This window comes from Streptacidiphilus rugosus AM-16, assembly GCF_000744655.1.
GTDB classification, from domain to species: Bacteria; Actinomycetota; Actinomycetes; order Streptomycetales; family Streptomycetaceae; genus Streptacidiphilus; species Streptacidiphilus rugosus.
The window spans coordinates 1,634,312-1,646,677 of sequence record NZ_JQMJ01000004.1 but is presented as its reverse complement, the minus strand read 5'-3'; the positions used below and the strand labels follow the sequence as shown (position 1 = coordinate 1,646,677).

General features: G+C 71.6%; 11 protein-coding genes. 6 read left to right on the top strand and 5 right to left on the bottom strand.

Annotated features, from left to right (window positions below):
- The first annotated feature begins 138 nt into the window (after positions 1 to 138).
- The gene (locus BS83_RS16595; protein WP_084713579.1) at positions 139 to 1,713 is read left to right on the top strand and encodes an MDR family MFS transporter; all 1,575 of its coding nucleotides are present in this window, start codon (positions 139 to 141) and stop codon (positions 1,711 to 1,713) included.
- 12 nt (positions 1,714 to 1,725) lie between these two features.
- Here the strand turns inward: BS83_RS16595 and BS83_RS16590 are convergent, their stop codons facing one another.
- The 3 genes from BS83_RS16590 to hpnH form a co-directional block, all read right to left on the bottom strand.
- Entirely contained in the window at positions 1,726 to 2,748 is a 1,023-nt protein-coding gene (locus BS83_RS16590; RefSeq protein WP_232248364.1) for a hypothetical protein, read from the bottom strand.
- Between the two features lie 302 nt (positions 2,749 to 3,050).
- Positions 3,051 to 3,821 (bottom strand): hypothetical protein, encoded by a 771-nt coding sequence (locus BS83_RS16585; protein WP_037604565.1) that lies wholly within the window; start codon positions 3,819 to 3,821, stop codon positions 3,051 to 3,053.
- A 173-nt stretch (positions 3,822 to 3,994) separates the two neighbouring features.
- A complete protein-coding gene (gene hpnH / locus BS83_RS16580) occupies positions 3,995 to 4,999 on the bottom strand; it encodes an adenosyl-hopene transferase HpnH (RefSeq protein WP_037604564.1) in 1,005 nt (334 codons plus the stop codon).
- Between the two features lie 79 nt (positions 5,000 to 5,078).
- Here hpnH and BS83_RS16575 point away from each other — a divergent pair, with 79 nt between their 5' ends.
- From BS83_RS16575 to BS83_RS16565, 3 genes are all read left to right on the top strand, one after another.
- Complete coding sequence (locus BS83_RS16575) at positions 5,079 to 5,792, top strand: TetR/AcrR family transcriptional regulator (RefSeq protein WP_037604563.1); 714 nt, start codon at positions 5,079 to 5,081, stop codon at positions 5,790 to 5,792.
- A 94-nt stretch (positions 5,793 to 5,886) separates the two neighbouring features.
- A complete protein-coding gene (locus BS83_RS16570) occupies positions 5,887 to 7,383 on the top strand; it encodes a flavin-containing monooxygenase (protein ID WP_037604562.1) in 1,497 nt (498 codons plus the stop codon).
- Positions 7,384 to 7,432: 49 nt separating this feature from the next.
- Entirely contained in the window at positions 7,433 to 8,326 is an 894-nt protein-coding gene (locus BS83_RS16565; protein ID WP_037604561.1) for an SDR family oxidoreductase, read from the top strand.
- On the opposite strand, the gene BS83_RS16560 is transcribed toward BS83_RS16565, so the two are convergent.
- Entirely contained in the window at positions 8,317 to 8,736 is a 420-nt protein-coding gene (locus tag BS83_RS16560; protein ID WP_051943161.1) for a MarR family winged helix-turn-helix transcriptional regulator, read from the bottom strand. The genes BS83_RS16565 and BS83_RS16560 overlap by 10 nt on opposite strands.
- A gap of 86 nt (positions 8,737 to 8,822) precedes the next feature.
- Here BS83_RS16560 and BS83_RS16555 point away from each other — a divergent pair, with 86 nt between their 5' ends.
- Positions 8,823 to 9,257: a hypothetical protein gene (locus BS83_RS16555; RefSeq protein WP_037604559.1), complete on the top strand. Its 435-nt coding sequence runs from the start codon at positions 8,823 to 8,825 to the stop codon at positions 9,255 to 9,257.
- Positions 9,254 to 10,849, top strand: coding sequence for a multicopper oxidase family protein (locus tag BS83_RS16550; protein WP_051943159.1), 1,596 nt, complete (start codon positions 9,254 to 9,256; stop codon positions 10,847 to 10,849). The genes BS83_RS16555 and BS83_RS16550 overlap by 4 nt, the downstream gene beginning before the upstream one ends.
- Positions 10,850 to 10,876: 27 nt before the next feature.
- On the opposite strand, the gene BS83_RS16545 is transcribed toward BS83_RS16550, so the two are convergent.
- On the bottom strand, positions 10,877 to 12,310 hold the full coding sequence (locus tag BS83_RS16545; RefSeq protein WP_051943157.1) for a pyridoxal phosphate-dependent decarboxylase family protein: 1,434 nt from the start codon (positions 12,308 to 12,310) through the stop codon (positions 10,877 to 10,879).
- Positions 12,311 to 12,366: the final 56 nt, after the last annotated feature.

The following is a 12,366-nucleotide window of genomic DNA, read 5'->3' as shown; positions in this document are numbered from 1 at the left end:
AGGGTAATCCCGATGAGGAGCTGCGACGACGACGTGACCGCCGCCCGAGGCCGCCGTGCAGACGGTCCGGCCTCCTTACTTGCCGTAAGGCAAGCCCCGCCGATCCGGTCCGCGGGGCCATGCAGTACGGTGCGTCGCATGTCAGAGATCTCGACCGACACCCCGGTCACTCCGCCCGGTCCCGAGGCCTCGGCCGACGGCCCCAACTACCTCAGCCACAAGCAGATCATGGTCGTCATGGGCGGCCTGATGGCCGGCATGCTGCTCGCCGCTCTCGACCAGAGCATCGTCGGTACCGCCCTCCCCACGATCGTCGGCCAACTCGGCGGTCTGGACAAGCTCTCCTGGGTGGTCACCGCCTACCTGCTGACTTCGACGGCGGCCACCCCGCTCTGGGGCAAGATCTCCGACCTCTACGGCCGCCGGATCATCTTCCAGACCGCGATCGTGATCTTCCTGATCGGCTCCGCGCTGGCCGGCCTGAGCCAGAACATGGGCGAGCTGATCGGCTTCCGCGCCGTCCAGGGCATCGGCGGCGGCGGTCTGATGTCGCTCGCCTTCGCCATCATCGGCGACGTCATACCCCCGCGCGAGCGCGGCCGCTACCAGGGTCTGATGGGCGCCGTCTTCGGTCTCGCCAGCGTCGCGGGCCCGCTGCTCGGCGGCTGGTTCACCGACTCCATCGGCTGGCGCTGGATCTTCTACATCAACCTGCCGATCGGCATCGGCGCGCTGGTCGTCTGCTCCTTCGCGCTGAAGCTTCCGGTCAACCGGCGCGAGCACAGCATCGACTACCTGGGTTCGGCGCTCATCGTCACGGGCGTCACCAGCCTGCTCCTCTACCTGAACTGGGCCGGCACCAGCTACGGCTGGACGTCCTGGCAGGGTCTGCTGCTGCTGGGTGGGGCGGTGCTGCTCACCATCGGGTTCGTGCTGGCGGAGCAGCGGGCGGCCGAGCCGATCCTGCCGATGCGCCTGTTCCGTAACCCGATCTTCAGGGACGGCAACGGCTTCGGCTTCTTCGCGGGCTTCGCGATGTTCGGCGGCATCATCTACCTGCCGGTCTACCTGCAGGCCGTGAAGGGCATGTCGGCGACCGAGTCCGGCCTGGGCATGCTGCCGGCGATCGCGGGCATCATGGCGACCTCGATCACCTCGGGCCGGATCATGGCCAAGACCGGCAAGTACAAGATCTACCCGATCGTGGGCGCGCTGGTGATCATCGGCTCGCTCTTCCTGCTGAGCACGCTGAGCAACACCACGCCGTACTGGCAGGTGGCGATCTTCGCGTTCCTCTTCGGCGCGGGCCTGGGCCTGACCATGCAGACGCTGGTGACGGCGATCCAGAACTCCGTCGACTTCAGGGACATGGGCGTCGCCACCGCGTCGGCGACGTTCTTCCGGCAGATCGGCGCGTCGATCGGCACCGCGATCTTCGGCACCGTGCTGACCAGCCGGCTCGCCCACTACATGGCCCAGGAGGGCGTCAAGGGCGGCGGCAAGGCGGCGAACGTGAACAACGTCCAGGCCATCCAGCACCTGGCCGAGCCGTACAAGGAGCACGTGACGGCGGCCTTCGCGCACGCGATCGGCGACCTGTTCCTGGTCGGCATCCCGTTCATCGCGATCGCGTTCTGCTTCGGGCTGATGCTCAAGGAGAAGCCGCTCAAGTCCCTGGACGCCGCAGCGGTGGACGCGCCTCCGGCGCACTGACGGCTTCGCCGGCTAGAAGTCGAAGCCCACGTGGACGTGGTCGTGGTGGGTGTCGTCGCTGAAGAACGCGGCGCCACTCAGCTGCCACGGCCCGCCCACGTTGTAGGACCCGGCCGCCGCGGCCGCGCGCATGAACGCTTCGGTGAGCGCGCGGGGGGTGGCCGGGTCCACGACGGCGTGCCCGTCGATCCGCCAGACGTCGAAGGCCCGGCCCTTGGGGTGGTCGCTGGGCCGGTTGGTGCCGAAGACGTAGATCGGGTGGCCCGAGCGGACGACGCTGAGCTCGATGCGATGGCTGCGGGACAGGGTCAGCATCGCGTTGAGCGCGCTGTCGTGGATGTTCCCGCTGAGCACGTCCGCGTGCGCGGCGGGCGGCAGGGTGATCGCGTCCGAGGCGAGCACGGCGCGGGCGGCGGCGCCGAGCGCTGCTGCGGGGGGCCCTGGCTGCGCGGGGTGCAGCGCGGTCACCTGCCACTGCGGCTGCGCGCTGACCAGCCGCACGTCGACGGTGGTGCCGCCGGTGTCGTTCCCCGGCGTGTACTGGCGGCAGACGACCAGCACGCTGGACGAGTCGCTGAGAATCCCCCCGTACTGCGCCTCCAGCACCTGCAGAGCGGCCTCCTCGGCCCCTGACAGCAGCCCGCCCGCCTGCGCGGCGAGCGCGGGGTCGTACCCGGCCGCGGCGGCGCGCTCCCGCGCGGCGGCGAGCCCCGACCCGCCGACGGGCCAGCTCCCCAACGCCTCGATCAGGCGGACGGCGCGGAGCTTCACCTGCGGCTGGATGTCGTTGCTGCTGGGCTGCCACGCGATGACCGCGGGCAGCGCCGCGGCGGACGACGCGTGCGTCGATGGGGGTGCCGAGGGTGTGGGCGCGAGCGTGGCCGTCGGGCTCGGGCTGAGGCTGGGCGTGCCCGCGGCGGATGTGGGACTCGGCGTCGACCGCGCCCCCGCCGACCGGCTGCTGGTGCACCCGGCCACCCCGAGCACCACCCCCGCGCCGATGGCGAGCACACCCCGCCGAGTCACTTCGGTCACCCCTTCAGTCTGTACCCGCTGCCGAGGCAAGGGGGCCATTTGCACCGTCCAGGGGCGCGAGGAACTGCGCGCCTGCGGCGCGCGGGCGGGGCACTTCTCAGCAAGGGGCTGGTTGCACGGTCCAGGGGCGCGGGGAACTGCGCGACAAGCCACCCACGCGCGGATGGTCCCCAACGCGCAGGGCCATCCGCACAGGGTGGTTTCTCGCGCAGTTCCCCGCGCCCCTCAAGCGCTTGCCTGGTTCTCGCCCGCGGATGTGGCGCCTCTCGAGCGCTTGCCCGGTTCCGCGCCGGCAGAAGGCGTTACGCGGAGGCGCGGGCCATTTGGTCGAGGGCGCGGAGGAGGGCGGGGAGTTCGGGGCCGCGGCCGAGGGGGAGGAGTTCGTGGGGCTTCTCGTCGAGCAGGAGGAGGGCGATGTCCTCCGTGTGGGCGGCCATGCTCCAGCCCGGGCCGTCGGCCCGGACGATGCGGGCGCCGTCAGGGGCCGGCGCCGAGCGCACGCGGCCGGCCGGCGGCGGGTCGCTGGTGTAGCCGTGGGCCTCGTCCAGCACGCGCTGGATGTGCGCGGCGGGCTTCGCCCCCGTGCCGTCGAAGCTGGCGTGCACGGTGACCTGCTCGCGCCACTTGAGCCACTGCTTGGCCACGTCGTCCGCCGCCATACGCCGCTGCGCGGGGCCCCAGGCCTTCGGGTCCGGCGCGGTGAGCCGGATCGGCTGCTCGCCCGGAGGGTCGTGCGGGGCGGGCAGGGAGGGCGCGGCGATGGTGATGGAGAGCGGCCAGCCGGCGACGGTCTGGACGACCGTGCGCTCCGGCGCGGACAGCTCGTACGGCATGCCGCAGTCCCACGCCGCGATCGCGCAGCCGATCAGCGCCGCGTCGTCGGAGACCACGGTCCACCGCGCGCCGGCGCCGTCCTGGCCGAAGAGCAGGCCGTAGCCGTCGGTCCACGGCTCGACGTCGAGCGCCGCGCAGGCCTCCGGGTAGTCGTCCCCGAGCACGCTCGGGAACTGGGCGGGGGTCAGCAGCAGGGCTGTGAGCACGTGGAACGTGTCCAGATCGTCCGTTGCGGCCATGGAAATGCCCCCAGATCACCCGAATGTCTCCGACTGCCTCGGATTGGGCTCATGCTAGTGACGCGTCGGCGGGCATTGCTAGGGACGAAAGGGACGGGCCGCTGCGACGGACGAACGTCACAGCGGCCCGACAGCAGGCCCGGCCGCACCTCGCGCGGACCGTGGCGCGGGGTTCAGCCCGCGGTGACCGCGCGCAGGCTCTCGCGGAGCGAGCCCATGGTGGCCAGCACGGCCGTCGGCTCGTAGCCGCAGTGCGCCATGCAGTTGTCGCAGCGGGCGTCCTTGCCCCGGCCGTAGTTGTCCCACTCGGTGGTGTCCAGCAGCTCCTGGTAGGTCTCGGTGTAACCGTCGGCCATCAGGTAGCAGGGCTTCTGCCAGCCCTTGAGCGAGTAGGACGGAATGGCCCACGGAGTGCACTCGAAGTCCTGCTTCCCCTCCAGGAAGTCCAGGTAGAGCGCCGAGTGGTTGAGCCGCCACTTCTTGCGGCGGCCGTCGCCGAAGGCCTTCTTGAACAGCTGCCGGGTCTGCTCGACGCCGAGGAAGCGGTCCTGGTCGGGGGCCTTCTCGTAGGCGTAGCCGGGCGAGATCTGCATCCGGTCGACCTTCAGGTCGTCATTGAGGTAGTCGAGCACCTCGATGATGTCCTGCGGGCTGTCGTTGTTGAAGAACGTCGAGTTCGTGTAGACCTGGAATCCGGCGGCCTTGGCCTGCCTGATGGCCTCGATCGCCTGGTCGAAGACGCCGTCCTTGCTCACCGACTCGTCGTGCCGCTCGCGGAGCCCGTCGATGTGAACCATCCAGGCGAAGTTCCGGTTCGGCTTGAACTTGTGCAGGTGCTTGGGCAGCAGGACCGCGTTGGTGCAGAGCACCACGAACTTGCCGCGCTTCAGCAGTTGGCGGGTGATCTCGTCGATCTGCGGATGCATCAGCGGTTCGCCGCCGGCCAGGGAGACCATGGGCGCGCCCGCCTCCTCGACGGCCGCGACGGCCTGCTCGACAGGCATCCGCTGCTTCAGCACGCTCGCTGGGTGCTGAATCTTGCCGCAACCCGCACAGGCGAGGTTGCAGGCGAAGAGGGGTTCGACCTCCACGATGAGTGGGAACTTCTCGCGGCGGAGAAGCTTCTGCTTGAGGAGGTAGCCGCCCATCTTGACGGTCAGATTGAGTGGGAGTCCCATGATCCATGTCTCCGTTCCCCCGGGCCCCGGGTCCGTGGCCCTCCTCTAACATACAGTCTGTATGGAACAGGATGTAGGTATGTCAGCTCCTCGATCGGTGCGGAGTCGGCGCGCGGCGCACACCGCCGACACCCGGCGCGCGCTGGTGCGCGCCGCCCGCACGCTGTTCGCCGAGCGCGGCTACACGGCCACCGGGACCGAGGACATCGTCGCCGCGGCGCAGGTCACGCGCGGCGCGCTGTACCACCACTTCAAGGACAAGGCCGACCTGTTCCAGGCCGTGATGGGCGAGTGCGCCCAGGAGATGGCCGAGCGTCTGGTCGAGCAGGAGACCGCCCGCGCCGAGGCGCAGGAGGGCGACGCCTGGACGCTGCTTCGACTGGGCTTCCAGTCCTTCCTCGACGCCTGCAACGACCCGGACTTCCAGCGGATCGTGCTGGTCGAGGGCCCGGCCGTGCTCGGTCACAGCGCCTGGGACGCGCTGGTCGAGCAGCACGGCTACGTGCTGCTCGCGGAGGAGCTGACCCGGGCCATCGCCGAGGGCGGCATCGCGCCGATGCCGGTCGCGCCGCTCACCCGGATGCTGGCGGCGCTCATCTCCGAGGCGAGCCTCTACATCGCCCGTGCGGACGATCACGCCCGGGCGCGTCGCGAGGCGGGTGAGGTGCTGGATCGACTGCTGGACGGGCTCTCGAGCGCATCCGGGCCGGTGTCCGGAGGAATGTCCGGAGCTGTCTCCGATGGGCCGTCCGGGGGAACCGCTGCGGGCGGGGCGGACCTTACCGGAGCGTAACTTTCTGACCTCCGGAGTCTTCCCGAGGCTCCGCCGGTCCCCTACTCTCCTGATTGCGCCACCGATCACTGGCACAATCGGAAGGAGGATCGCGATGGGCAGCAGTGCGGCAGTGCAGCACGTGAAAGTGGCTGTCGTCGGCTCGGGCTTCGGCGGCCTGGGGGCCGCCGTGCGACTGCGCGAGGAGGGCGTCACCGACTTCGTCGTGCTCGAACGCGCCGGGTCCGTGGGCGGCACCTGGCGCGACAACAGCTATCCGGGCTGCGCCTGCGACGTGCCCTCGCATCTGTACTCGTTCTCCTTCGCGCCCAACCCCGATTGGCCGCGTACCTTCTCCGGCCAGCCGGAGATCCGGGCCTATCTGGAGCGGATCGTCGAGCGCTTCCAACTCGGCGCCCACCTGCGCTTCAACCACACGGTGAAGGGCGCCCGCTGGGACAACGCCACCGCCCGCTGGGAGATCGACACCGATCAGGGCCGCTACAGCGCCCAGGTCCTGGTGTCGGCGACCGGGCCGCTCTCGGACCCGTCGATCCCCGACATCCCCGGTCTGGCCGAGTTCCCCGGCGAGATCTTCCACTCCGCGCGCTGGAACCACGACTACGACCTGAGCGGAAAGCGCGTGGCGGTGATCGGCACCGGCGCCTCCGCGATCCAGATCGTGCCGGCCATCCAGCCCCAGGTCGGCAAGCTGGTGCTGTTCCAGCGCACGCCCCCGTGGGTGATGAACCGGATGGACCGCGACATCACCTCCGCCGAGCGCTTCGTCTACCGGCACCTCCCGGCGACCCAGCGCGCGCTGCGCGGGGCGCTCTGGCTGATCCGCGAGTACCAGGTCGGCGCCTTCGTGAAGCGCCCAGGACTGCTCCGCGCCCCCGAGGCGCTTGCCCTGGCGAACCTGCGAAGGGCCGTCAAGGACCCGGCGCTGCGGGCGAAGCTGACGCCCGACTACCGCTTCGGCTGCAAGCGCGTGCTGCTGTCCAACGCCTACTACCCGGCCCTCGCGCAGCCCAACGCCGAGGTGGTCGGCGGGCTCAGGGAGGTCAGGGGCAACACCCTGGTCTCCGCCGACGGCAGCGAGCACGAGGTCGACGCGGTGGTCCTGTCGACCGGCTTCCACGTCACCGACCTGCCGGTGGCCGAGCACATCACCGGAGCGGCCGGGACCACGCTGGCCGAGGAGTGGACCGAGGGCATGGAGGCGCTGCGGGGCACGACCGTCCGCGGTTTCCCGAACCTGGTCCTGGTCATCGGCCCGAACACCGGACTCGGCAACAGCTCGATGGTGCTGATGATCGAGTCGCAGCTCAACTACCTGGCGGACTACCTGCGCAAGCTCGACGCGAGCGGCGCCGCCGCGCTGGACGTGACCGCGTCCGCGCAGCGGCGCTGGAACGACGACGTCCAGCGGCGGATGGCCCGTACCGTCTGGAAGACCGGCGGCTGCCGCAGCTGGTACCTGGACGCGGAAGGCAACAACACCGTGCTCTGGCCCGGCACCACCGGGCACTTCCGGCGGGAGACGCGCCAGGTGGACCTGCACGAGTACGACCTGATCCACGCGCCCGTCACCGCCCCCGTGCCCGCCTGACCAGGGTCGGGCACGACCGACACGTCCGAGCACGTCTGAGAGGTTCGAGATGCCGAACAAGAGCATGGCCGGTCAGGTCGTCGTGATCACCGGGGCCGCCCGCGGCGTCGGCGCGCAGCTGGCCCGCACGGTCTCCGCCCGCGGCGCGAAGGTGGCGCTGGTCGGCCTGGAGCGGGAGCAGTTGGAGCAGGTCGCGGGGGAGTGCGGGGCGGACGCGGGCTGGTGGGAGGCGAACGTCACCGACCGGGAGGCGCTGCGTGCCACGGCCGAGGCGATCGTCGAGCGCTACGGCCGGGTCGACGTCGTGGTCGCCAATGCCGGCATCGCGACCGGCGCGCCGTTCGAGGACTCGGACCCCGACGTGTGGACCCGGGTGATCGAGGTCAACCTGGTCGGCAGCGCCAACACGGCCTGGGCCTTCCTGCCCGCGCTGACCGCCTCGCGCGGTTACCTCCTGCAGATCGCCTCGCTGGCCGCGCTCACCCCCGCGCCGCTGATGACGGCGTACTGCGCGAGCAAGAGCGGCGTCGAGGCCTTCGCCCACGCGCTGCGCCCCGAGCTGGCGCTCAAGGGCGTCAAGGTGGGGGTCGGCTACCTGAGCTGGACCGACACCGACATGGTGCGCGGCGCGGACGAGGACGCGGTGATGCGGGACATGCGGGCCGCACTGCCCTGGCCGCTCAACCGCACCTACCCGCTGGCCCCCGCGGTCGAGCGGCTCGCGGACGGCATCTCCCGCCGCTCCGTGCACGTCTACGCCCAGGCGTGGCTGCGGGCCATGCAGCCGCAGCGGCACCTGACCCCGCTGATCGTCGGCGCGGTCGGACCGATGAAGCTCCGCGCGATGGGCTCGCGGCTGGCGGAGTTCGCCGAGAAGCCGCGCGGGCTGGTCGGCCGGGGAGGCGCGGCCGACGAGGCGTCGCGTTCGGTCCGTCAGTCGTAGGTGAAGCGGACCAGCAGGCGGTGGAAGAGCTCGCGCTCCTCCGGCGTGAGGTGGTCCGTCAACCGGTCCTCGGTGCGGTCCGCGGCCTCCTGGACCTCGGCCAGCAGCACCCGTCCGGCGTCGGTCAGCACGATCAACTGGGCGCGGCGGTCGGTCGGGTGCGGTTCGCGCCGCACCAGTCCGCGCGCCTCCAGCGCGTCGATGTAACGGACCATGGCGGACTTGTCGCTGTTGACCCGCTCGACCAGCTGACGCTGGGTCTGCGGCCCCAGGTGGCCGAGGTGCATCAGCACTCCGGCCACGATGTTCTCCACGCCGAGCGGCCCCAGCTCCTCGGCGAAGACGCGGGCGGCCCGCAGGTGGGCGTGGCGCAGGGCCAGGCCGAGGGGCGGCGGGGTGCTGTCGGTCATGACTCCAATATAGGGGATGCGCAAGACAATCTCATATGAGACTATCTCTCCAGAGACGAAATTGTGCTGTCCCTGGGGGAATCGTCATGCCGCAGAACCCTGTCCCGCCCCGCTGGCCCCTGCTCGTGTTGCGCGTCTGCGCGGCCCTTGTCGCGCTGCTCGCCGCCGGGCAGCCGTTCCTGGCCGGCGGTTTTCTGCAGGGCTACTACCCGCTCCTCGACGCCCACATGATGGCCGCGATGATCCTGGCCACCGTGGTGCTGCTCGCCGTCCTCGCCGGGCTGCTGGCCTGGCGGCTCGCCGGCGGTCCGGCCAGGTTCGCCGTCACCTACGGTGTGCTGCTGGTCAGTTGCGCCGCGCAGATCTCGCTGGGCTTCGAGCGGGCGCTGCTCTTGCACATCCCGCTCGGCGTCGGCATCTTCGTGATGGCGGAGAAGTTCGCCGTGGACGTCTTCACCTTCAGGCCCGGTGCGGCGACCGCTGTCCCGAAGGCGGCGGAGACCGTCGAGGTGCAGGCATGAGCGGGCAGGGCATGCGCGGGCATGGCGTGAGCCGCCGCCGGTTCCTCGGATACGGCGCGGCCGGGGTCCTCGGGGCGGGGGCGGTCGCCGTCGGGCTGCCGCTGCTCGGCGGGATGATCCCCGGCGGCCAGCCGGGCCTGCTGCTGACCAGCAAGGTGCCGCTGCCGAAGAAGTACGCGGTGCCGCTGCCGGTCCCTCCGGTCCTGCAGCCGGTGCGGACCGACGGCACCACGGACTACTACGAGATCACCGCCCGCCCCGGGCTGGCCCGGCTGGTGCCGGGCCACGACACCGAGGTCTGGGGCTACCAGGGCGTCTTCCCCGGCCCTACCATCGAGTCCCGCTCCGGCCGCCGCACCGTGGTGACGCACCGCAACGAACTACCGCACCCGACCGTGGTCCACCTGCACGGCGGCCACACCCCGGACGACAGCGACGGCCACCCGCTCGACCTCATCGCTCCGCTGGGCGGCGGCGGTTCGGCCTCTGTTGGCAGCATGGCGGGCATGCCCGGCATGGGTTCGGCCACCGCCACGACCGAGCGCCGGTACGTCTATCCGATGCAGCAGCGCGCCGCGACGCTCTGGTACCACGACCACACCATGGGCTTCACCGGCCCGCACGTCTACCGCGGCCTGGCCGGCTTCCACCTGGTCCGCGACGACGAGGAGGCGGCGCTGCCGCTGCCGCGCGGCCCGCGCGAACTGCCGCTGATGATCGCGGACCGGGCCTTCGGCGCCGACGGCGGCTTCGCCTACCCGGCGCTGGACCCGGCCGAGGGCACCCCCGGCGTCCGGAACGCCTACATGAACGGCGTGCTGGGCGACGTCGTCCTGGTCAACGGCGCGCCCTGGCCCTTCGCCGAGGTCGACCGCGCCCGCTACCGGCTGCGCCTCCTCAACGCGTCCAACTCCCGCCGCTACCGGCTGGAGCTGGACCCGCCGCCGTCCGGCGGCCTCGGCCTGGTGCAGATCGGCTCCGACGGCGGCCTGTTGAGCTCGGCCTCGTTCCACGACTCGATCGACATCGCCCCGGCCGAGCGCTTCGACGTCCTCGTCGACTTCTCCCGCTACCCGGCGGGCAGCAGCGTCCGGCTGGTCAACCGGCTCGGCAGCGGCGGCACGGACGAGGTCATGCGGTTCGACATCGGCACCGCCAAGGTCGCGGACGACTCGGTGATCCCGATACGGCGGCCGCTGTCCCACGTCGAGCAGTTGGACCCGGCCAAGGCCGTCGCCCACCGCACCTTCGTCTTCCAGAAGTCCGAGAAGAGCTGGACCGTCAACGGACAGGACTACCGGCCCGGCCGTTCGCTGGCCGCGCCGAAGCTCGGGCAGATCGAGGTCTGGCGCTTCGTCACCGACGTGCACCACCCCGTCCACCTGCATCTGGACCCCTTCCAGGTGGTGAGCAGGAACGGCGAGCAGCCGGGCCTCTACGACGCCGGATGGAAGGACACCGTCGACGTGCTGCCCGCCCAGGGCGTGGAGGTGGCGGTCAGGTTCACCGACTACGCCGGCCGCTTCCTGCTGCACTGCCACAACCTCGAACACGAGGACATGGCGATGATGGCGGAGTTCACCACCGGCTGAGGCCGGTGGTGGACCGCGGGGCCGGAGTCAGGCGCCCTTCACGAGCGCGGCACCGGCCTCGCGGACCTCGTCGAGCAGGACCCGAAGATCCTGCTCGGTGGTCGCCGCGTTCAACAGGCAGGCCCGCACGGCCTCCCGGCCGCCCAGCACGGTCCCCGTCACGAAGGCCTCGCCGCGCTCCTGCACCGCTACCGGCAGCAGGGCGTTGACGCGGTGCAGCGTCTCCTCGTCCAGCCCGGCGGGCCGGTAGCGGAACGCCACGATCGAGGTCTCCACGGGAGCGAGCAGCTCCAGGTCGTCGGCGGCGGTGACCAGCTCCCCGAGGGTGCGGGCCAGGGCGCAGCAGCGGCTCACGTCGCGGACGATGCCCTCGCGGCCGGACGCCGCGATCGTCGCCCACACCTTGAGGGAGCGGAACGGCCTGGTCTGCTCGATGCCGTACTCGGAGAACCAGCCCAGACCCCCGGCCGCGTCGTCGCGCAGGTAGGGCGGCACCAGGCTGAAGGTCCCGCGCAGCTGCTCGGCGTCGCGGACCAGCACGCAGCCGCAGTCGACCGGCACGCCCAGCCACTTGTGCGGGTCGAGCGCCAGGGAGTCGGCCCGCTCCAGCCCCGCGTAGCGGTGCGCGGAGGCCGGGTCCAGCCGGCCGAACGCGCCGTAGGCGCCGTCGACGTGCAGCCAGAGCCCGAACTCGGCGCAGACGTCCGCGAGCGCGTCCAGATCGTCGACCGCCCCGGTGTTCACCGTCCCCGCGGAGGCGGCGACCAGGAAGGGCACCCGCCCGGCGGCCAGGTCCTCGGCGATCTCCAGGCGCAGCGCGACGGGGTCCAGGTGTCCGGCGGCGTCGGTGGCCACCGTCCTGAGGTGCCGGCTGCCCAGACCGAGCAGCTCCGCCGCCTTGCGCACGCACGAGTGCGTCTCCGCGCTGACGTAGCCCACCAGCGGCGGCAGCGCCGACAGCCCTGCCTCCCGCACGTCCACGCCGAGCCCGGCCGCGGCCCGGTTCCTGGCCGCGCCGAGCGCGACGATCGTCGCCATCGAGGCGCCCGAGGTCAGCAGCCCGCCCCCGGCCGGATGCGGAAACCCGACCAGCTCCGCGAGCCACCGCACGACGCTCCGCTCCAGGTGCACGTCCGCGTGGTCGCCCCCGGCCGAACTGGGGTTCACCGCGGTCGCGGCGAACGCCCCGAGCACGCCCGCGGGCGCGGGGGCGGCGTTCACCCAGCCGAAGAACCGCGGGTGCCCGTTGCCCATCGGATGCGGCAGCACCTTCGCGGCGACCTCGCCGAGCAGCGCGTCCAGCCCGGTTCCCTGCTCCGGCAGCGGCAGTTCGAGCAACGCCTCACGCGCCTCCGCCGACATCGGCGTCCAGACCGGACGATCGGGCAGGCCGTCGAGGTAGTCGGCGATGAGATCGGCCGCCTGACGCGCGGCGGAACGGAAGTCGGTGCTGTGGCCCATGGGGCCCACCCTAGGCCCTCCCCCCGAGATCCTTCCCGGCCCCGCCCCCGCCCGGG